Below are 20,926 nucleotides of genomic sequence, written 5' to 3' on the forward strand. Positions count from 1 at the left end.
CCGCGTGCGGCGCGGCCGGGCGGCCGGCGATGGCGGCGAGGCGCGTCACACCTCCAGCCACTCCTTGCGAACGGCGGTGTCGTCGAGCAGGCGCTGCGGCGTGCCGTCGAAGACGATGCTGCCGTGCCCCATCACGAGCACGCGGTCGGAGATGGACAGCGCGATGGTCAGCTTCTGCTCGATCAACAGCACCGAGACGCCGCGCGCCTTCAGCGTCTGCAGGTACTGCCCCACCAGCTCGACGATCTTGGGCGCCAGCCCCTCCGTCGGCTCGTCGATGAGGATCAGCTCGGGATCGCCCATCAGCGCGCGGCACAGCGTCAGCATCTGCTGCTCGCCGCCGGAGAGCACGCCGGCCTCGACATGCTCGCGCTCCTTCAGCCGCGGGAACATCGCGTACATGTCGTCGAAGGTCCAGCCGCCGGGCCGACGCGGGGCGAGCGCCTCGCCGGACCGCCCCAAGAGGCGCTCACCCCCTCGGGGGGCGGGCGCCGTACCCGGCGACCTGGGGGCCCGCTTCTGGCCCAGCATCAGGTTCTGGTGCACGGTCAGCCGCGGGAAGATGTCGCGGCTCTCCGGCACGTAGGCGATGCCGCGGTGCGCGATCTCGTAGGGCGCCAGGCCGTTGAGCGGCCGGCCCTGCCAGCGCAGCCCGCCGCGCGCGTCCACCATGCCCATGATGGCCTTGGCGGTCGTGGAGCGGCCCGATCCGTTGCGCCCCAGCAGGGCCACGATCTCCCCGGGCGCGACGCGCAGGTGCACGCCGTGCAGCACGTGGCTCTTGCCATAGAAGGCATGCAGGTCGTCGATCTCGAGCGCCATCAGTGGCCTCCTCCTTGCGCGTCGGCCACGGCGGAGCCGAGGTAGGCCTCCTGCACCCGCGCGTCGGCGCGGACCTTCTCCGGCGTGTCGAAGGCGATCACCTCGCCGTACACGACCACCGCGATCCGGTCGGCCAGGCCGAACACCACGCCCATGTCGTGCTCCACCGTCAGCAGCGTGCGGCCTTGCATGACGTCCTTGATCAGCGCGATGAAATGGCGCGTCTCGGCGCGGCTCATGCCCGCCGTCGGCTCGTCGAGCAGCACCACGCTGGCACCGCCGGCGATGGTGATGCCGACCTCCAGCGCGCGCTGCTCGGCGTAGGTCAGGTCCATCGCCTTCACGTCGCGCCGGGCCTCCAGCCGCAGCTGCTGCAGCAGCTGCTCGGTGCGTTCGTTCGCGTCCCGCAGGCCCGACAGCAGCTTCAGGAAGCTGTAGCGATGGCCCAGGCTCCACAGCACCGCGCAGCGCAGGTTCTCGTACACCGACAGCGTCGGGAACAGGTTGCTGATCTGGAAGCTGCGCGAGAGCCCCAGGCGGTTGATCTCGAACGGCGTACGTCCGTCGATGCGCTGGCCGTGCAGCAGCACCTCGCCGCTGGTGGGCGCGAAGCGGCCGCTGATCAGGTTGAACAGCGTGGACTTGCCCGCGCCGTTGGGACCGATGACGGCGACGCGCTCACCGGGCTTCACCTGCAGGTGGCAGCCGCGGATGATCTCCGCGCGGCCGAAGCGCTTGCGCAGGTCCTTCAGTTCGAGCGCGTAGCTCATCGCGCGTCCCTCCGCCTAGTCTCTTCCTCGATGACCGCCTGCGCGGCCTCCCAGCGATCCGCGAAGCGCCGCCGCGCGACGCTGAACAACGCCAGGCCGGCCACCATCGCGATCGCCGCGGCGATCCAGTGCCCGGGCGCCTTGGCGTTCAGCGGCAGGCCGAGGAAGGTCAGCGCCGGGCCGAGCGCGGCGTTCAGCTGCAGGTGGTAGACCATCTCGATCAGCGTCGCGGCGCCGAGCAGCGCCGTCAGCAGCGTCGCGGCCAGCGCCAGGTAGGCCGGCAGCAGCGCCTTCAGCCGGCCGTGCGCCGCGACGCGGACGTTGGCCATCACCAGGCTGGCCAGCCCGCCCGGCGCCCACAGCACCATCGCCACGAAGGCGATGCCCAGGTACAGCAGCCAGGCGCGCGTGAACTCCGACAGCAGCGCGAAGGCCAGCACCATCAGCACGCCGCCGATGATCGGCCCCATGAAGAAGGTGGTGCCGCCGACGAAGGTGAACAGCAGGTAGGCGCCGGAGCGCGACGCGCCCACCACCTCGGCGGTGACGATCTCGGCGTTCAGCGCGGTCAGCCCGCCGGCGATGCCGGCGAAGAACGCAGAGATCACGAACACCAGGTAGCGCACGCGGCGGGTGTCGTAGCCGATGAACAGCACGCGCTCGGGGTTGTCGCGCACCGCGTTGCTGATGCGGCCCAGCGGCGTGCGCGTGAAGGCGTACATCGCCGCCGTGCACGCGAAGGTGTAGAGCGCGATCAGGCCGTACATCTGGATCTGCGGGCCGTAGCTCAGGCCCAGGCCGGGCAGGAAACCCGCCGCCTCGGCCGCGGCGACACGGTTGCCGGAGATGCCGCCCTCGCCGCCGAAGAACTCGGGGAACATCAGCGCGGACGCCCACACCAGTTCGCCGATGCCCAGCGTGATCATCGCGAAGGGCGTGCCGGCCTTCTTCGTGCTGACGTGGCCGAGGACCATCGCGAGCGCCATCGCGGCCAGGCCGCCGGCGACGGGCACCAGGCTCACCGGCAGCGGCAACCGGCCGTCGGCCACCAGGTTCAGCGCATGCATGCCCATGAAGGCGCCGAAGCCGGCGTACACCGCGTGGCCGAAGCTCAGCATGCCGCCCTGCCCCAGCAGCATGTTGTAGGACAGGCACACGATGATCGCGATGCCGATCTGGCTCAGGATGGTCTGCCCCAGGCCGCCGCTGAACACCAGCGGCGCGACCGCCAGCAGCAGCGCGAAGCCGCCCCAGACGAGCACGGGACCGACGGCCCGCCGCCCGCTCGCCGACGGCGACGCGGAGGCGGGGAGCGAGGTGGGCGAGGACGCGGAGGACGGCGAGGACGAGGACATCGATGAGGACGGGAGATGCGTGGCGGGCGTGCTCATGTCATCCCTCCCGCTTGCCGAGCAGGCCCTTGGGCCGGAACACCAGGATCAGCACCAGGAACAGGTAGGGCAGGATCGGCGCGACCTGGCTGACCTTGAGCTTGAGCACCGCGTAGCCGAAGGTCTGCGGCGTGACGGTCACGCCCAGCGACTGCAGCGCGCCGGGCAGCGAAGCGTCGATGCCCACCGCGAAGGTCTGCACCACGCCGATCAGCAGCGACGCGATGAAGGCACCCACCAGCGAGCCCATGCCGCCCACCACCACGACCACGAAGATCAGCGAGCCGACGGTGGCCGCCATGCCGGGTTCGGTGACGAAGGCATTGCCGCCGATCACGCCGGCCAGGCCCGCCAGGCCCGCGCCGCCGCCGAACACGCCCATGAACACGCGCGGCACGTTGTGGCCCAGCGCCTGCGCGGCCTCCGGGTGCGTCAGCGCGGCTTGGATCACCAGCCCGATCCGCGTGCGGGTCAGCAGCAGCCACAGCGCCAGCAGCATCAGCAGCGCCACGGCCATCATGAAGCCGCGATACACCGGGAAGGTGGTGCCGTACAGCGTGAACAGCGATCCCGACAGCGCCTCGGGCACCCGATAGTCGACCGAGCTCGTGCCCCAGGTCAGCTGCACGATCTCCAGCACGATGAACGACAGGCCGAAGGTGATCAGCAGCTCCGGCACGTGGCCCAGCTTGTGGGCGCGGCGCAGCGCGTGTTTCTCGAACAGCGCGCCGAGCGCGGCCACCAGCAGCGGCGCCACCACCAGCGCCGCCCAGAAGCCCACCAGGTCAGTCACCGTGTAGGCGAAGTAGGCGCCCAGCATGTAGAAGCTGGCGTGCGCGAAGTTCAGCACGCCCATCATGCTGAAGATCAGCGTCAGGCCCGCGCTGAGCATGAACAGCAGCAGCCCGTAGCTCAGCCCGTTCAGCAGCGAGATCGCGAAGAATTCCATGCGTCGCTCCGCCCCGCGTCAGCCCGCGGCCCCGCCGGCCGGCCGCTTCATCTCGCAGCTCGTCGGCGTCGTCGACACGTAGGGCTCCAGCCGCTTGACCGGCGCGAAGGTGTAGCCGGTGCCCTCGACGCTGTACTCGCCGGGCTTGGCCTTCTGCCAGCGGGTGATGAACATCGTCTGCTGCAGCTGGTGGTCGGCGGCGCGCATCGTCACCTCGCCGGCGAAGCTCTTCAGGCGCAGGCCCTCCATCGCCGCGGCCACCTTGGCCGGCTCGGTCGACTTCGCCTTGGCCATCGCCTGCGCCAGCAGCCCGATGCCGTTGTAGGTGGCGAAGGTGAAGTAGTCGTCGTTGAAGCGCTTCTTGAACTCGGCCGCCATCGGCGCGATCGGCGCGGGCAGGTTGGGATGGCCGTAGGACACGACGTAGACCTCGCTGGCGCCGCCGGCGGCCAGCGCCTTGGGCGTGCCCGCGGCCATCGCGTAGTAGGTGTACAGCGGCACGTTCAGCCCGGCGTCGCTCATCGCGCGCACCAGCAGCGTCAGGTCCTGGCCCCAATTGCCGGTCACGACGGCATCGGCGCCGGCGCGCTTCATCTTGGCCACGTAGGGCGCGAAGTCCTTGACCTGGCCGATCGGATGCAGGTCCTCGCCGGCGATCTCGATGTCGGGCCGGCGGCGCTTGACCGCGTCCTTGAAGAAGCTCGCGACCTGGTGGCCGTGCGAGTAGTTCTGGTTGAGCAGGTAGACCTTCCTGATCTGCGGCTGCTCGCGCAGGAAGGAGGTCAGCGCCTCCATCTTCATCGAGGTGTCGGCGTCCAGCCGGAAGTGCCAGTAGTCGCACTTCTCGTTGGTCAGCGCGGGGTCGACCGCGGCGTAGTCGAGGTAGACCAGTTCCTTGCCCGGATTGCGGGCGTTGTGCTTGGCCACCGCTTCCATGATGGCCTGCGCGGCGCCGGAGCCGTTGCCCTGCACCACGTAGCGGAAGCCCTGGTCGATCGCGGCGCGCAGCGCGCTCAGGCTCTCCTGCGGCGAGGCCTTGTTGTCGAAGGCGGTGACCTCGAACTTCACGCCGGCCGGGTTGTCGGCCGACAGGCGCTCGGCGGTGTACTGCCAGCTCTTGAGCTGGTTCTGGCCGACGTTGGCGAAGGGTCCCGACAGCGGATCGATGAAGGCGATCCGCACGGTCTCGCCCTTCTGCGCCGATGCGGCGCCCGCGAGGGCGCACAGGGCGATGGCCGCGGCCAGCCGCGCTCCGACTTTCATGCTCTTGTCTCCTGGTTCGTCCGGCCGCCGGCGCCATCGCCGGGGTCGTGTTCTGGTGCCAGGAGAGTAGGAATCGCGCCGCGCCGCGCCCATCGGACGATTCCGAGGCCGCACTAGGGCAATCCCCGGTCTGGAGCGGGACGCGCGAAGCTTTCAGAATGGGGCGATGGACACGTCACACGACGACACGCCGGCCATCCCCTTCCAGGCCATCATCGAGCAGTCGCTGGCCGGCATCTACATCATGCAGGACGAGCAGTTCGTCTACTCCAACGCGACCTGGGCCGGCATCGTGGGCTACACGCCGGAGGAGCTGACCGGCATGACGCTCAAGCAGCTGGTCGCGCCCGACATGTACGAGACGGTGCTGCACCGCTACTACCAGCGCCTGCACGGCGAGGTGCAGAGCATGCGCTTCCACACCCGCGGCGTGCACCGCGACGGCCACATCGTCGACATCGAGATCCACGGCAGCCGCATGATGTTCCGCGGCCGGCCGGCGGTGGGCGGCGTGGGCATCGACATCTCCGAGCGGCTGCGCCGCGACGAGGAGCTGCGCCGCTCGCGCGAGCAGCTGCAGCAGCTGACGGCGTACACCAGCGAGAAGCTCGAGGAGCAGCGCCTGACCTTCGCCCGCGACGTGCACGACGTGCTGGGCGGCATGCTGACCGCGCTGAAGATGGACGTGACCCGCATCGCGCGGCGCGCCGAGACCGCCGAGCAGCAGGCGCTGACGCAGGAGGCGCTCGGCCTGACGCAGAACATCATCGAGACGGTGAAGGCGATCTCCGAGTCGCTGCGCCCCAGCGCCCTGGACCACGCCGGCCTGGCGGTGGCGATGGCGCACGACCTGCAGCAGTTCTCCGCGCGCTTCGGCGTGCGGCACACGCTGGGCGGCGACGACGCGCCGCTGCGCCTGCCGGCGCGGCGCGCGATCGCCGTCTACCGGGTCTTCAACGAGGGTCTGACCAACATCGCGCGCCACGCGCAGGCGCGCCAGGTGGACGTCACGCTGGGCGAGCAGGACGGCTGCTTCGTCATGACGCTGCGCGACGACGGCCGCGGCTTCGAGCCGTCGACGCGGGACGGCGGCTCGCTGGGGCTGCTGAGCATGACCGAGCGCGCCCGCGCCGTCGGCGGCGCGCTGGCGATCGACAGCGCGCCCGGCCGCGGCACGACGCTGGTGCTGCGGGTCCCGCTGCTGTGAGGCCCCCGCCATGATCCAGGTGCTGGTGGTCGACGACCACACCATCTTCCGCTCCGGCCTGACGCGGCTGCTGCAGGACGAGCCCGACATGCGCGTCGCCGCCGAGGCGCAGAACGGCGCCGAGGCGCTGGAGCTGGTGCGGGCGCAGGCCTTCGACGCGGTGCTGCTGGACATCAACATGGAGGGGCGCAGCGGGCTGGAGGTGCTGGCGTCGATGCGGGCCCTGCCCCGCTGCCCGCCGGTGCTGATGCTGTCGATGTACCCGGAGGCGCAGTACGCGCTGGTGGCGGTGCAGGCCGGCGCCAGCGGCTACCTGGCCAAGGACACGGAGCCGGCGGAACTGGTGCGGGCGATCCGCACCGTGGCCGCCGGCCGCCAGTACCTGAGCGCGCGCGTCAGCGGCCAGGTGCAGGACCGGCTGCGCGGCCTGGACGACCGGCCGCCGCATGAGCGGCTGTCGGTGCGCGAGCACCAGATCATGCTGATGACGATCCGCGGCCTGTCGGTCACCGAGATCGCCGACGAGATGATGATCAGCGTGAAGACCGTCAGCACCCACCGCACCAACCTGCTGGTCAAGCTCGGGCTGGGCAGCACCGCGGAGCTGGTGCTGTACGCGGTGCGCCAGGGGCTGGTGCACTAGGGCGAGGCCGGTCTCGGTGGAAGTCCCGAGCCGGCCTCGGAATCGTCCTAGGGCCGGCACGCGGCCTGCTTCCTAGCATCGACCACGCCGGGCTGGACCCCCTTGCCAGCCGGCGGAGCGCCGCCACAAGGCGCCGATGACACCAGGAGACAAGCCCGTGAACCCCATCCTCCGTTCAGCCTCGACGCTGACCCTCGTCCTGTCCACCCTGTCGCTGACCGCCTGCGGCGGCGGCTCCGACGGCCCGCCGCCGCCCACGCAGCGCACCACCGCCTTCGGCGCGGTGCTGGGCGTGGACAACAGCCAGAGCAGCGGCACCTACGCCTGGCTCGGCCTGCCGTACGCGCAGCCGCCGGTGGGCGCGCTGCGCTGGATGCCGCCGGTGGACCCGACGGCCTGGCCCGGCACCCGGGCGGCGCAGTCCTTCGGCCACGGTTGCGCGCAGGGCGGCCGCTACTTCAGCCCCGCGCCCAACGACGCGCCCTACGGCCTGGCCGTGCGCGAGGGCTTCGGCAAGCCGGTGGGCGACGAGGACTGCCTGACGCTCAATGTCTGGCGTCCCGCCACCGGCGACGAGAAGCTGCCGGTGCTGTTCTTCATCCACGGCGGCAGCAACATCTCGGGCTACTCGGCCGACCCGGTCTACAACGGCCAGGCGCTGGCGAAGAAGGCCAACGCCGTCGTGGTGACGATCAACTACCGCGTGGGCATCCTGGGCTGGCTGGACCTGCCGCAGCTCAAGACCGGCGACAAGCTGGTCGACTCCGGCAACTTCGCGCTGCTGGACCAGATGCAGGCGCTGAAGTTCGTGAAGAACAACATCGCCGCGTTCGGCGGCGATCCCGGCAACGTGACGATCATGGGCCAGTCCGCCGGCGCGGTGAACGTCTGGAACCTGCTGACCTCGCCGCAGTCGGCGGGCCTGTTCCACAAGGCCATGCCGATGAGCGGCGGCATCGTCAACGCCACGCGCGCCACGGCGCAGACCTATTCGCGGGCGCTGCTCGCGGCCATCGTGGTCGCCGACGGCAAGGCCGCCGACACGACCGCGGCGCAGGCCTGGATCGCCACGCAGACGGACGCGCAGATCGCGGCCTACCTGCGCGGACAGTCCGCGGCGCAGCTGCTGAAGGTGGTGCTGGCCAATCCGCAGCTGGGCAACGCGCCCGCGCCGATCGAGGACGGCACCGTCGTGCCGGTGAACGCCGCGGCCGCGCTGGGCGCCGGGCAGTACCAGCAGGTGCCGGTGCTGGCGGGCAACACGCGCGACGAGGGCACGCTGTTCGCCAACCTCTTCGGCAGCGTGACCGGCAGCGGCATCCCGGGCTTCAAGCTCAGCGACTACGACCGCTTCGGGCTGCAGTTCAACTTCAATCCCGACGGCGCGGCGACGCTGGCCGAATCGGACCTGATCAACGCCGCCTACCTGCCGGTGACGGCGCAGCCCTTCGGCTGGAACGCGCTGTCGGCCTTCGCGACGAACTCGATCTTCGTCGGCCCGGTCACGCCGCAGCTGGCCGCGATCGCGACCAAGCAGCCGACCAAGGTCTGGTACTACCGCTTCGACTGGGACGAGGCGCCGGCGCCGTTCAACACCGTCTACGGCGCCACGCATGCGCTGGACATCCCCTTCGTGTTCGGCAACTTCGGCGCCAACGTGTTCTCGTTCGCGTACTCGACGGCGAACAAGCCGGGCCGCGAGGCGCTGTCGGACGCGATGATCGCGAGCCTGTCGGCCTTCGCGCGCACCGGCGATCCCAACACGCCGGCGCTGGGCGTGACCTGGAAGAACTACCCCGCCAAGCTGGTGCTGGACGCGTCGCCGACGCAGCTCAAGGTGACCGCGCCCTGAGCGCCTGAGCGCGGCGGGTCGGGATGCCCCGCCGCGCAGGCTCAGCCGGCCTCGCGGGCGGCGCGCAGGTTCTCCTCGCCGCACAGGATGCTCAGGTAGTGGCCGAGGAGCCGGCGCCGCTGCGGCTCCGACTCCTGGACGCCGATCGCGTAGTAGCCGATCTGGTGGAAGTAGAAGACGCGGGCGCGGATCCGCGCCTCCTGCGGCTTGCAACCGAGCGCCGCGAACAGGCGCTGCAGGCTGGCGATGCGCGCGGTGTCGACTTCCTCGACCACGCGCGCCACGGCCGCGTCGGCATGGGCCCAGGCGCGCACCGCCATGTCGAAGCGGGGCTCGTAGCCGTCCTCGGTGATCAGGCGCTCCACCAGCGCGTCGATCGCCGCCAGCGCCTGCGCGGGCGTGGCTGGCGCGGGCCCCGGCGGCACGAAGATCACCGTCTCCCGCCACAGGCCGAGCAGCCGGGCCAGCAGGTCGGCGTGGTCGGCGAAGTGGTGATAGAAACCGCCCCGCGTGACGCCCAGCCGCTGCGCCAGGCGGTCGACCTTCACCGCGTCGATGCCCTCGTCGATCAGCGCTTCGCGCGCGGCGTCGACCCAGGTCGTCGCCGGCACCTTGGGAACGAGGTTGGGCATCGTCTTGGCGTCCGTGGATGAGGGCCGGGAGGATAGCGCGGCCGCTCAGGCGCCGGGCTCGAACTGCGCGCGGAAACGCTCGAGGTAGGCCAGCAGCGCGGTGTCGAACGCCGCCTTCATCGCGGCGATCGCGGCCTGCACCTCGGGCGTGCCGGCGCCGTCGGGCACGTCCACCCGCAAGCGCGCGTGGCAGTCGATCGCGTAGCGCGTGCGTCGCGCCTCGCCCGGGACTTCCTGGGCGTGGTACGTCGCCCAGACGCCCATGCCGCTCGCGGGCACGGTCTGGTAGTCCGCGTAGGCGCTCAGGCGCCGCGCCGCGTGGTCGCGCTCGGTGATGCGGACCTCGCGCTCGTCGACGACCTCGCCCTGCACGACGCGCATCCGGTAGGCGCGCACCGCGGCGGGATCGTCGAACGGCTCGATGCTGCCGGCTCCGCTGAACTTCCTGGCCTCGACGTACTCCTCCTGGATGGCGGCCCAGACCGCGTCCGGCGGCGCCGGGATCTCCAGGGACACGTGGTTGACGATGGTGGCGGGGACGGAAGCGGTCATGGCGTGGTGGGGTGAAGGCGAGGCGTGACGGTGAATCGGGCGCGTTGTCGGTGGGCGGGCGTTGAAGGCGGACGCTGTCGACGACGCGGTCAGAAGTCCGCGCGCAGGCTGATGCCGATCGTGCGCGGCGTGGTGACCGCGACATTGGCCGGCGAGGTGACGCCGGTCACGAGGTCGGTGATCGCGCTGGACCCGCCGCTGTAGCTGAGCAGGCCGCGCTTGTTGAACGCGTTCTTGACGAACAGGCTCAGCGTCAGCTGGTCCCAGGCGTAGGACGCGCGGAAGTCGACCAGGTCGTAGGCCGGCAGCGTGGGCGTGACGACGCCCGGCGCCAGCGGCGTGGCCGACTGGTGCGAGAACGCGATGCCGCGCTTGCCGGTGTGCACCCAGGTCGCGCCGACCGAGGCCTGCCCCGGGCCGATCGCCCAGCTGTAGTCGGCGGTCAGGCCGGCGGAGAACTTCGGCGTGTACGGGATCGCGTCGCCGCGCTGGCCGCCGATCTCGGGCACGTCCTGGTCCAGCCGGGCCTGCATCGCGGTCAGGTTGGCGCCGAGCCGCAGCCCGGCCCAGGGCCGCCAGCCCGCCTCCAGCTCCAGGCCCTGCGTGTGGGCCTTGCCGCCGTTCGTGTAGTACGAGAACGCGTAGGTCGGGTCGACCGCGGTGACCTGGATGTCCTTCCAGTCGATGCGGAACAGCGCCGCCGTGAGCTCGAGCTTCGCCGCGGGGAATTGCCCCTTGTAGCCGAGCTCGTAGTTGACGATCGAGTCCGAGTGGAACGGCGGCTTCTGCTCGCCGGCCAGCGGCGGCGTGTTCGGGCCGCCCGGCCGGTAGCCGGAGGCCGCGCGCAGGTAGACCATGTCGTCGTCGCCGAGCTTCCAGCGCGGCGACAGCATCCAGGTGGTCTGCCGCTCGGACGTGCGGGCCGACGCGGACGGGAGCGCCACCGGGGCGCCGACCAGGTAGTTGTAGTTCTGGACCGTCGAGTCGTAGTCCTGCGTCAGCCGCGTGTGGCGCAGGCCCAGCTGCACGTCGACGCGGTCGGTGAAGTGGTAGGTGGTGTTGGCGTAGATCGCGGACTCGCGCAGTTCCTCGGTGACCAGGCCGTGCACGTAACCCGGCACCGCCGGCGTGCCCAGGTTGGTGCCGGTGAACGCGTCGTAGTTGACCAGCGCGTCGCCGGTCTCCTTCTGGAAGAACACGCCGGCCAGCCATTCGAGCCGCTGCCCGCTGGGCGAGGTCAGGCGGAACTCCTGGACCTTCTTGTCCATCTTGAGCCGGTTGAAGGACAGCGCGCCGGTCACGCCCAGCGGCGTCACCGGCAGGCCCGCCGCCGCGTAGGCGCCGGCGGTGACGAAGTCCAGGTAGGACAGGTAGCGCGAGGCGTCGGCGGTCAACTCGCTCTTCTGGCGCAGCAGGCTGGTGACCGACAGCAGGTTGGCGAAGCCCAGGTCGACGTTCACCGTCAGCGCGGCGCGGTCGTAGGTGTTCTTCAGCGGCTGAGCGAAGACGTTGCTCGACGTGTGGCCGCCATCCACCGGCTCGAGCGTCGACGCGTCGAAGCGCGGCGTGGCGCCATCGGGCGTCTTGATGGTCTGCGTGTCCAGCATCAGCTTGGCGTCCCAGCGCGCGCTCGGCTTCAGGTAGGCGGTGACGCGCGCGCCCTCGTTGCGGAAGCTGTTCACGTCCTCGCGATGGCGCAGCGCGTCGTCGACATGACCCGGGTCCTTGCGCGAGTACGCGGTCAACCGCACCGCCAGCACGTCGCGCGAGACCGGCACGTTGATCGAGCCCCGCGCGCTGAAGCCGCCGCCCCCGCCGTCGACGACGCTGTAGCCGACCTCCGCGCGCCCCTCCAGTTCCTTCAGGTTGGGCGTGACGGTCACGTACTTGATCAGCCCGCCCAGCGCGCTGGCGCCGTACAGCGAGCCCTGCGGCCCCTTGAGCACCTCGATGCGCGCCAGGTCCAGCGGGTCGACGTCCGGGCTGAGGTTCACGCCGGCCACGACGCCGGAGCTGAAGCTGATCGGCGCCTCGTCCAGGTAGGAGGCCACCGACGCGCCGGTCTGCAGCGTGCCGGTCGTGATGCCGCGGATGGTCTGGCGTTTCATGCCCGGGTTGTCGCCGGCCACCTGCAGCCCGGAGACGAGGCCCGCCACGTCCTGGATCGAGGTCACGTGCAGCCGCTCCATCTGCGCGCCGCCGAGCACGCCGACGCTGCCCGCCACGTCCTTGACGAGCTCACTGCGGCGGTTGGCCGTGACGACCACCGTTTCCAGCGCCACCGCGCGTCCCGGCGCGGTCCCGGCGGACGTGGGGGCGGACGCGCCCGCGGGCGCGGAGGCGGACGCGGCGGGCGCCGGGACCGATTGCGCTTGCGCCTTGGGCGCCAGCGCCGCGATGGCCGCCAGGGCCAGCGGTTGCAACACCATCCACGCGCCGTTCTTCGAGATCGGAGACACCATGCTGAGGTCCGGTTGATGACAAGGTGTAGGCATTTTTTAGCATACACAACTGTCTTTTTTGGAGTATTCTGACTGCAGTTTGGCGTCACCGGGTATTCACGCAGGAAGCGACCGTCATGGACACGAGAACCTTGGAGCGCCGCGCGGACGGCCTGTCGACCCGCACCGACTTCGGCGCCGTGCTGACGGCGCCCCCGTCCGAGGCGCGTTCGCTGAGCCGCACCTTCCACGAGGTGCTGCAGGCCGGCGAGGCGGCCTCCGCCGGCTACGAGGCCGGCTTCGACGGCGAGTCCTTCGCCTGGCGCTGCGACGACGCGATGGGCCAGGGCGGGCTCGAGTACGTGAAGCTGTCGCGCGGCGTCTGGCTCGTGTTCGGCGACCTGCAGCTCAACACGGCGCAGTTCTGCTGGCACCGCGAGGAACGCGCGCTGAACTTCTCGATGCTGCTGCGCGGCGCGGCCATGCTCGGCACGCCGCTGGGCGCGCACCGGCGCGTGCTCTACACCGAAGGCTGCGCGGTGGCCACGGCCTGCTCGGGCGACACGCTGATCTGCCGCCACTCGCTGCAGGGCGTGCGCTGCCAGGGCGTGTCGGTGCTGTTCGACGACGACGAGGCGGTGCGCGAGTTCGGCCTGGACCCGGTCGAGGTGCGGCGCTGGATCGAGTCCGCCACGCCGGGCGCGCACCGCGGCGACCGCTCGCCGCGCATCGCGGTGAGCAACTCCAACCTGCCGGCGATCCGTGCCGCGCAGGCGATCCTGTGGACGCCGTTCAGCGGCGCGCGCCGCCGCCTGTACCTGCGCAGCAAGGTGGGCGAGCTGATGTGCCATCTGCTGACCGGCCCGGTGATGGAACCGGCCGACCTGGCCTGCATCGACGGCGGGCTGCAGCAGGACAACCTGGCGGCGGTCGCGCACGCGGCGCTGTCGGACCCGGACGACTGCCCGGAGATCGCCGACCTGGCGGCCCGGCTGGACGTGAGCACCGGCCGGCTGGTGTCGGCCTTCAAGGCGCGTTACGGCATCTCGCCGCGCGAGCACGCGATCGCCACGCGCATGGCGCGCGCGCGGCGCCTGCTGCAGCAGACCCGCACCTCGCTGCTCGACGTGGCGCTGAGCTGCGGCTACGAGCACCACTCCAGCTTCAGCACCGCCTACCGGCGGACCTTCGGGGAAACGCCGCTGGAGACGCGGCGCGCGGCGGACGGCGCCTGAGGCCGCCGGCGTCCGGGGTCGACGGCGCCCGGATCCGGCGGCGCCTTCGTGGCGCCCCTCTCCCTCACGGGGCGGCGCGCCGCTTCGGCCTCAGTCCTTCCAGACCTGCTCGGCCACGCGCATCCAGTTGCCGCCGAGGATCGCCAGGACGTCCTCGTCGCGGTAGCCGCGCCGCAGCAGCTGCTCGACGATCTCGGGGATCGCCTCCGGCGCCACCATGCCGATGCCGGCCTCGTAGCCGAAGCCGTCCGGGAAGGTGTGCTTCATCTGCCGGAGTTGCTCGTTGAGCTCCTCCTGGTCGAAGACGAAGTCCAGGCCCAGTCCCGCGTGGCGCGCGCCGACGAGCTGGACCACGTGGTCGACATGCTCGGCCACCGCGCGGGCCGAGGCCTCGTTGCGGTCGTTCAGGAACAGCGCGATGCCGTTGATGCCGACCACGCCGCCCTTGGCCGCGCAGGCGCGGACCAGCTCGTCGCCGATGTTGCGCGGATGCTCACGCAGCGCGCGCGGATTCGAGTGGGAAAAGATCGTCGGCCCGCGCGCGTGCGCCATCGCCTCGCGCGCGGTGCGCGGGCCCGCATGGGTGCAGCACACGACCATGCCGACCTCCTCCATCGCGTCGATCATCCGGCGGCCGAAGTCGGTCAGGCCGCCGTCCTCGTCCTGGCAACCGCCGCCGGCGCGGTTGTTGCGGTTGTAGGCGATCAGCATCCAGCGCACGCCCAGGTCGCGGTACAGGCGCACCAGGCTGATCTGGTCGTCGATCGCGTTGGCACCCTCGATGTCGAAACCGACCGCCAGTTGCCCCGCCGCCCGCGCCGCGGCGATGTCGCCGATCGATTCGATCAGGCGGTAGCGGTCGCGGTGCCGGGCCAGCCAGTCGCGCATGCTGGCCAGCATCCGGACGTGGTCCTCGATGCCGGTCTCGCCGAAACCGACGTTGAGCATGACCACGTCCGCGCCGGCCGCGCGGTGGCGCTCCAGCTGCGGCAGGAAGGACACGTCGTGCGGCCGCAGCGGCATGCAGGCGTGGTTGTCCCAGACCAGGCCGCACGCGACGAGCGTGGCGGCGCGGGCCGCGATCGCGGCGTCGGTGCCGGCGCCGGTGCCAGAGGTGGTGTCGGCGCTCATCGCGTCCCCGCGCCGGCCGCCGTCATGCCGAGCTGGTCCATCAGGAAGGACATCCACTCCGCGTGGTACGCGGCGGCCTGCACCGGATCGGAGGCGCTGTGTCCGGTGTCGCGCCAGACGCGCAGGTGGATCGGCCGGCCGCCGGTGTCGGCCTCGTCCAGGCGCGCGGTGAACTTGCGGCCGTGGAAGGGCATGCAGCCGACGTCCTGTTCGCCGAACACCTGGTACAGCGCCGGATAGGCCACGCTGTCGGCGACGTTGTGATACGGCGACCAGCGCAGGATGTTGGCCGCGTCCGCCGGGCGGTCCGGATCGCCGTAGTCCTCCAGGAAGATCGCCTTCACGCCGGCCACGGCCGGGGTCGGCGGCAGCGGCTCCATCATGTCGAAGATCGGCACCAGCGCCACGATCGCGTGCCACAGCTCGGGCTGCTGCACCATCGCCGCGCCGGCGAGCAGGCCGCCGTTGCTGCCGCCCTGGAAGCACAGCGTGTCGCGCGTGGCGACGCCATCGGCGATCAGCGCCTCGGCCACGGCGCGCAGGTCGTCGAAGGTGTGCTGCTTGTGGGCCAGGCGGCCGCCGTCGTGCCATGCCTTGCCGTACTCCCCGCCCCCGCGCAGCGAGGCCTGGACGTAGACGCCGCCCGCCTCGACGAAGGGCGCGAACATCGCCGGGTAGTTCGGCAGCAGCGACATGTTGAAGCCGCCATAGGCATGCACCAGCGTCGGCTGCGGCCGGTCGGTGGGCAGGTCCTGGCGGCGGACCACGAAGTACGGGATGCGCGTGCCGTCGCGGCTGGTGGCGAAACGCTGCTCGGCCACGACGCCGTCGAGCCGGCACTTGGGCGCGTCGAGCTGGCGCAACGCGCCGGTATCCGGATCGTGCAGCAGCGTGACCGACGAGCGGGTGAAGGTGCCGTGCGTCAGCACGAAGACATCGTTCGGCGCGATCGCGCGCGCGCCCGACATCGACAGCGACGAGCCCGGGTTCTCCAGCGGCAGCGTCTCCAGCAGCGTTCCCTTCAGGTCGAACACCCGCACCCGCAGGGACACGTCGACCAGGTCGCCGACATAGAGCCGCCCGGCGACCACGCCCGCCCAGCCGAGGAAGCCTTCGCTCTCGGGCACCAGCTCGCGCCAGGTGGCGGTGTCGCGCGAGGTCGCCGCCGGGATGGCCACCACGCGCCCGCGCGCCGCGCCGTGGCTGACGCGCGCGGCGTAGTGGTCCTGGTCGATCCAGCCGCCGTCGCATTCGCCTTCGACGCCGTCCGGCAGGAACGGCGTCGCTTCCAGCGTCTCCAGGTCCAGGTGCACCAGCGCCACGTGCTCATGCGGCGTGGTGACCAGCAGGCCGCGCCGGCCGTCCGGCGAGACCTGCAGCGTCAGCCCCGAGTGCTTCGCGGCGACCAGGTCCTCCGGCAGCGGCACCACCGGGCGCTCGGCCGCGCCGTCGGCCACCGGCACGAAGCGCAGCTGGTGCAGGCCGTCGGCGCCGCGCCCGTCCAGCCAGAAGCCGCTTTCATCGGGCAGCCAGCCGGCGCGCGCGCCGCTGTACATGATCGCGGGCAGGTCCTGCAGATGCCGGCCGGTGGCCGTCTCGTACACCGACCATTTGCCCAGCATGTCGCCGTTGGCGCCCCAGGCGAGCGCGACGAACCGGCCCTGCGGGGACGGGTCCAGGAACACCAGCATCGCGGTGCCGCCGCCGACGGACTCGACCAGCGCGCGCCGAGACACGATCGCGCGGCCCGGGCCGCCGGGCGCGTCGCTGACGCGCAGCACCTGGTCGTCGCCGTCGTTGACGAGCGCGAACCAGTGCGCGCCGCGCTTGCAGGGCACGCCGTAGCCCTCGGCATGGCCGATGCCGAGGTAGCGCTCGCGCAGCGCGGCGTAGTTCGGCGACGACTGCGTCGCGCGCTGCGCCAGCCGGTCGCGCGCCCATTGCCAGTCCAGCACGTCGGGCCGGTCCTCGCGCAGGTACTCGAAGCGGTCCTCGAAGGTGACGCCGCCGATGGTCCGCTGGATCGGCTGGGCTCGCAGGGTGGGAGTGAGGTCGGAGGTCATGAGGGTCAGCTTACTTTCCGGGCCTGACGGCCGCTTTCGCGATTGGGGAGATCGGTTTGGCGATCGCGGAGATCGGTTTCGCGCTGCCGGGCTCGGCCCGGCGCCGCTTGATGCTCGCTGGCGCTAGCCGCCGGACGGCTGCCCGGCGTCCATCGCGCGCACCCGCGCCAGCAGGCCTTGCACCGGCCGCGCCGCGGCGCGCATCAGCAGCGCGGCCGCCAGCATGCAGGGCGCGCTGGTCACCGCGACCGCGACCAGCAGGCCGTCGCCGCGCGTGCCCAGGCGCTCGGACACGACGCCGACGAGCACCGGCGCGCCGGCGGTGGCCAGCGTCGTCAGCGCGCCGGAGAAGGCCAGCATGCGCGCGCGCAGCGTCGCCGGCGCCACCTCCTGCCAGACGCCGGGCAGCAGCGCGAAGAAGGCGCTGGCGGTGGCGAACATGACGCCGGTGGCCGCGTAGACCATCCACGGCGACGCGCACACGGCCAGCAGGCCGCCGGCCGCGGCCGACACGGCGGCCAGGTACTGGCCGATCCGCAGGCCGAGGATGCCGCCATGGCGGCGGCCCCAGAGCTTCACCGCGAGCGCCGCGAGCGCCACGCCGGCCACCACGCCCGCGCCGAGCACGCCGCCCAGCGCGACGCCGACATCGCCCGGGCTCAGCCCGAAGCGGCGCGACACCGCGGGCGCGAGCCACGCGGTGATCGGGGCGAACGCGGCCGAGGCCGCGCAGGCCGCGCCGAGCAGGCCCGCGAGCGGCAGCGCGTGCGCGCGCAGGTAAGGCAGGAAGGCCAGCGCAGGGGCATGACGCGCCGCGCGCGCGGCGCCGGGCGTCGAGTCAGCGGCATCAGCGGCATCAGCGGCATCAGCGGCGCCAGGGGCGTCAGCGGTGCCAGGGGCGCCAGCGGCGTCGGACAGCGCCGGCGCACGCGACGGCGGCCGTCCGTGCTCCGCGCGGATCGTCATGACGACCAGCGCCAGCACCGGCCCCGGCAGCGCCGCGGCGAGGAAGGCCACGCGCCAGGGCTCCAGCGCGCGCAGCCATTCCGGCTGCGCGCCCGCGCTGGACGCGATGACCTTGAACGCCAGTCCGGCCAGCCCCATGCCGAGCGCTCCGCCGATCAGCGCGGCCGAATAGAAGATCAGGTTGGCCCGCGCCCGCTCGGGCCCGCGGAACATCGCCGGGATCATCGAGTAGACGATCGGCCCGAGGCCGGCCTCCGCGACGGCCAGGCCGATCGTGCCGATCATCAGGTGGTCGAAGTCCTGGGCGAAGCCGCGCGCCGCCGTCGCGGCCGACCAGCCCAGGATGCAGACCATCAGGATCAGGCGGCGATCGAAGCGGTCCGCCAGCCACGCCAGCGGGAACCCGGCGAAGGCCGCGACCAGCGTCAGCCCCAGGCCCTGGATCAGGCCGATCTGCACGTCGCTCAACTGGAAGGCGGCCCGCACCGGCTCGATCGCGATCGTCAGGATCTGCCGGTCGATCGCGGCGAACACGCTCACCACCACCAGCACGGCCAGCGCGAACCAGGCCGATCCCAGGCCGGCGCGGCCGCCCTCGCCCACCGGATCGGCGCTCCGCTCGAGGTCCAGGGAAAGGCGAACGTCAGTCATCCAGGGCTCCGGTCACGCGTAGGGGCAACCGCCGTGCGCGGCGCTGCCGAAAGCACGACGATAGAGGGCGGCGGGCACCGCGCCTTTGGCGATCCGCACGCGGACTTAGGCGGCCGCGCCAATGCGGGGCCGGGGCCGGGGCTGGGGTTGGGGCTGGGGCTGGAGCCGGGACCGCGGTCGACGTCGGCGTCGATGCGTCGCGCCAAACGCTCGAGCCGCTTGTCCAAAGCTCGCCGCGCCCCGCGCCGCTAAGGTCGTCGTCATCCTTCAACGAGAGACCCTCCAGATGCTGACTCCTGAACTGGTCGATGAACTGACGTCCCGCGCCGTGTTCGGCCGCAAGAGCAAGGTCACCGGGCGGCGCGGCGTGATCGTGTCGTCCCACCCGGTGGTGTCGCGCGTCGGCGCGGACGTGCTGCGCGAGGGCGGCAGCGCCGTCGACGCGGTGCTGGCCGCGGCCGTCGCGCAGACGGTGATCGAGCCGCACATGGGCACGATCTTCGGCATGCTCAGCCTGCTGCACCACGACGCCGCCAGCGGCAGGACCGAGTACATGAACGGCTCGCTGAACGCGCCGCTGGCCGGCCTGCCGGGCTTCTCGGCCGCGGACATCGGCACCGGCCGCAGCGTCGCCGTGCCGGGCTTCTGGGCCGGCTTCGAGGCCGCGGCCAAGCGCTTCGGCCGCCTGGACCGCGCGCGGCTGCTGGCCCCCGCGATCCAGCTGGCGCGCGACGGCTTCCCGATCTATCCCTTCCTGTACGGCGTCATGTTCGAGCAGGCCGGCAGGATCGGCCTGGGCGCCGAGGGCCGCGAGACCTACTTCCCCGGCGGCGCCCTCGCCGGCCCCGGCCACCGCCTCAAGCAGCCGCGCCTGGCGGACACGCTGGCGGCGCTGGCGGACGGCGGCGAGGACTACTTCTACCGCAGCGCCTTCACGCGCAAGGTCGTCGACACCGTGAAGGCCGCCGGCGGCGTGCTGACGATGGAGGACTTCGACCGCTTCGCGGTGCGCTGGCAGGAACCGGCCTGGGGCAGCTACAAGGGCCACCGCATCGCCGGCTCGCCGCCGCCGGACAACGGCGGCACGCACCTGATCGAGATCCTGCAGCTGCTGGAGCAGCTGCCGCTGTCGCAGTGGGGCGCGCCGCACGAGAGCGCCGACACGATGTACTGGCTCGCGCGCTGCTGCACCGAGGTCTTCAACGAAGGCGGCCGCCAGCGCGACCCCGAGACCTTCCCGGTGCCGCTGGACCTGATCACCAGCAAGGCCTACGCGCAGCAGCGGCTCGAACTGATGAAGATGAGCCTGCCCAACACCTTCAGCGCCACCGGCGCGCCCTACCCCGGCTCCAACCACCTCACCGTCGTCGACGAGCGGGGCAACATCGCCACCGTGCTGCACTCGGTGATGTCGATGCCGTGGAGCAACGGGCTGATCGTGGACGGCGTGAACATCTGGGCCGGCGGCGTGCATTTCATGCGCCAGATGCCCAAGCCGGGCGGCCGCGGCTCGGTCTACGTCGCGCCGCACCTGGTGTTCGACGACGCCGGCAAGCCGCTGCTGGCCGGCGGATCGCCCAGCGCCAGCCTGATCCCCGCCTGCGTCAGCAACATCCTCAACATCGTCGAGTACGGGCTGGACATCGAGGCCAGCGTGCACCAGCCGCGCGTGGGCGGCCCGTCGCTGGCGGCGATGCTGATGCCGGGCAACCTCAGCACCACCATCGAGGTCGATTGCGGCAACGAGGCGCTGCGCGCCGACGTGCTGGCCCGCGGCCTGCCGCTGGAAACCTGCAGCCCGTGGAACTTCATGCTGGGCAGCTACGACGGCATCCACTTCACGAAGGACGGCGCGCAGGCCTGCGCCGATCCGCGCCGCGCGGGCGGCGCCGAGGCCGTGTGATCGGACGCCCGCCGTCCTGGCGGCGGCGTCGATGAGAGCGGCGGCGGCCGATGCCGCCGCCTTCCCTCGGCCATGCGGGCCGCGCCGCGCCCGGCCCGAGGTCAGCTCGAAGTCAGACGGCTGTCAACCACTCCGCGTACTGCGGGTTGCGGCCGTGCACGATGTCGAAGAAGGCCGCCTGGATCCGCTCGGTGATCGGGCCGCGGCCACCGTTGCCGATCGTGAGCCGGTCGAGCTCGCGGATCGGCGTGACTTCCGCGGCGGTGCCGGTGAAGAAGGCCTCGTCGGCGATGTAGACCTCGTCGCGGGTGATGCGCTTCTCCACGAGCTTCAGGCCCAGGTCCTGGCAGATCGCGAAGATGGTGTCCCGGGTGATGCCGTTGAGCGCGCCCGCCGACAGGTCCGGCGTGTAGACGACGCCGTTCTTGATGATGAACAGGTTCTCGCCGGCGCCT

The 20,926-nt window shown here is 71.8% G+C and carries 17 protein-coding genes; 5 read left to right on the plus strand and 12 right to left on the minus strand.

Annotated features, from left to right (window positions below; translation table 11 throughout):
* Positions 1 to 45 precede the first annotated feature (45 nt).
* Genes N5D62_RS18395 through N5D62_RS18415 form a run of 5 tightly spaced genes read right to left on the minus strand, consistent with a single transcriptional unit; the run spans position 46 to position 5,195 of the window.
* Positions 46 to 822 carry an ABC transporter ATP-binding protein gene (locus tag N5D62_RS18395; RefSeq protein WP_279759326.1) on the minus strand — a complete coding sequence of 259 codons (777 nt, stop codon included), beginning with the start codon at positions 820 to 822 and terminating at the stop codon, positions 46 to 48.
* Positions 822 to 1,592: an ABC transporter ATP-binding protein gene (locus N5D62_RS18400; RefSeq protein ID WP_279759327.1), complete on the minus strand. Its 771-nt coding sequence runs from the start codon at positions 1,590 to 1,592 to the stop codon at positions 822 to 824. Before N5D62_RS18400 ends, N5D62_RS18395 begins: the two co-directional genes overlap by 1 nt.
* Entirely contained in the window at positions 1,589 to 2,947 is a 1,359-nt protein-coding gene (locus N5D62_RS18405; RefSeq protein ID WP_279759344.1) for a branched-chain amino acid ABC transporter permease, read from the minus strand. Before N5D62_RS18405 ends, N5D62_RS18400 begins: the two co-directional genes overlap by 4 nt.
* 37 nt (positions 2,948 to 2,984) lie before the next feature.
* The gene (locus N5D62_RS18410; protein WP_279759328.1) at positions 2,985 to 3,932 is read right to left on the minus strand and encodes a branched-chain amino acid ABC transporter permease; all 948 of its coding nucleotides are present in this window, start codon (positions 3,930 to 3,932) and stop codon (positions 2,985 to 2,987) included.
* Between the two features lie 18 nt (positions 3,933 to 3,950).
* On the minus strand, positions 3,951 to 5,195 hold the full coding sequence (locus N5D62_RS18415; RefSeq protein WP_279759329.1) for a branched-chain amino acid ABC transporter substrate-binding protein: 1,245 nt from the start codon (positions 5,193 to 5,195) through the stop codon (positions 3,951 to 3,953).
* Positions 5,196 to 5,361: 166 nt separating this feature from the next.
* Between N5D62_RS18415 and N5D62_RS18420 the strand changes: the two genes are divergently transcribed.
* The 3 genes from N5D62_RS18420 (at position 5,362) to N5D62_RS18430 (ending at position 8,897) form a co-directional block, all read left to right on the plus strand.
* Positions 5,362 to 6,402 (plus strand): PAS domain-containing sensor histidine kinase, encoded by a 1,041-nt coding sequence (locus N5D62_RS18420; RefSeq protein ID WP_279759330.1) that lies wholly within the window; start codon positions 5,362 to 5,364, stop codon positions 6,400 to 6,402.
* A 10-nt stretch (positions 6,403 to 6,412) separates the two neighbouring features.
* On the plus strand, positions 6,413 to 7,045 hold the full coding sequence (locus N5D62_RS18425; RefSeq protein ID WP_279759331.1) for a response regulator transcription factor: 633 nt from the start codon (positions 6,413 to 6,415) through the stop codon (positions 7,043 to 7,045).
* Positions 7,046 to 7,202: 157 nt separating this feature from the next.
* Positions 7,203 to 8,897 carry a carboxylesterase family protein gene (locus N5D62_RS18430; RefSeq protein ID WP_279759332.1) on the plus strand — a complete coding sequence of 565 codons (1,695 nt, stop codon included), beginning with the start codon at positions 7,203 to 7,205 and terminating at the stop codon, positions 8,895 to 8,897.
* Positions 8,898 to 8,938: 41 nt separating this feature from the next.
* Here N5D62_RS18430 and N5D62_RS18435 read toward each other — a convergent pair whose 3' ends face one another.
* The 3 genes from N5D62_RS18435 to N5D62_RS18445 all read right to left on the minus strand — a co-directional run bounded on the left by N5D62_RS18435 (position 8,939) and on the right by N5D62_RS18445 (position 12,543).
* Positions 8,939 to 9,529 (minus strand): helix-turn-helix domain containing protein, encoded by a 591-nt coding sequence (locus N5D62_RS18435; protein WP_279759333.1) that lies wholly within the window; start codon positions 9,527 to 9,529, stop codon positions 8,939 to 8,941.
* Positions 9,530 to 9,574: 45 nt separating this feature from the next.
* Positions 9,575 to 10,081 carry a hypothetical protein gene (locus N5D62_RS18440; protein WP_279759334.1) on the minus strand — a complete coding sequence of 169 codons (507 nt, stop codon included), beginning with the start codon at positions 10,079 to 10,081 and terminating at the stop codon, positions 9,575 to 9,577.
* Between the two features lie 89 nt (positions 10,082 to 10,170).
* Positions 10,171 to 12,543 carry a TonB-dependent receptor gene (locus N5D62_RS18445; protein ID WP_279759335.1) on the minus strand — a complete coding sequence of 791 codons (2,373 nt, stop codon included), beginning with the start codon at positions 12,541 to 12,543 and terminating at the stop codon, positions 10,171 to 10,173.
* A 116-nt stretch (positions 12,544 to 12,659) separates the two neighbouring features.
* Here N5D62_RS18445 and N5D62_RS18450 point away from each other — a divergent pair, with 116 nt between their 5' ends.
* Positions 12,660 to 13,757, plus strand: a complete 1,098-nt coding sequence (locus tag N5D62_RS18450; protein WP_279759336.1) for a helix-turn-helix transcriptional regulator — start codon at positions 12,660 to 12,662, stop codon at positions 13,755 to 13,757.
* A gap of 90 nt (positions 13,758 to 13,847) precedes the next feature.
* Here the strand turns inward: N5D62_RS18450 and N5D62_RS18455 are convergent, their stop codons facing one another.
* From N5D62_RS18455 to N5D62_RS18465, 3 genes are all read right to left on the minus strand, one after another.
* Entirely contained in the window at positions 13,848 to 14,888 is a 1,041-nt protein-coding gene (locus N5D62_RS18455; protein ID WP_279759337.1) for a membrane dipeptidase, read from the minus strand.
* On the minus strand, positions 14,885 to 16,951 hold the full coding sequence (locus N5D62_RS18460; protein ID WP_279759338.1) for a prolyl oligopeptidase family serine peptidase: 2,067 nt from the start codon (positions 16,949 to 16,951) through the stop codon (positions 14,885 to 14,887). Before N5D62_RS18460 ends, N5D62_RS18455 begins: the two co-directional genes overlap by 4 nt.
* 123 nt (positions 16,952 to 17,074) lie before the next feature.
* Positions 17,075 to 18,568: an MFS transporter gene (locus N5D62_RS18465; protein WP_279759339.1), complete on the minus strand. Its 1,494-nt coding sequence runs from the start codon at positions 18,566 to 18,568 to the stop codon at positions 17,075 to 17,077.
* A 286-nt stretch (positions 18,569 to 18,854) separates the two neighbouring features.
* On the opposite strand from N5D62_RS18465, the gene N5D62_RS18470 reads away from it, so the two are divergent.
* The gene (locus N5D62_RS18470) at positions 18,855 to 20,471 is read left to right on the plus strand and encodes a gamma-glutamyltransferase (RefSeq protein ID WP_279759340.1); all 1,617 of its coding nucleotides are present in this window, start codon (positions 18,855 to 18,857) and stop codon (positions 20,469 to 20,471) included.
* A 112-nt stretch (positions 20,472 to 20,583) separates the two neighbouring features.
* On the opposite strand, the gene N5D62_RS18475 is transcribed toward N5D62_RS18470, so the two are convergent.
* The coding region (locus tag N5D62_RS18475; protein ID WP_279759341.1) for an aminotransferase class IV at positions 20,584 to 20,926 on the minus strand (343 nt) is incomplete at its 5' end.

This window comes from Mitsuaria sp. GD03876, from assembly GCF_029840635.1.
GTDB lineage: Bacteria > Pseudomonadota > Gammaproteobacteria > Burkholderiales > Burkholderiaceae_C > Roseateles.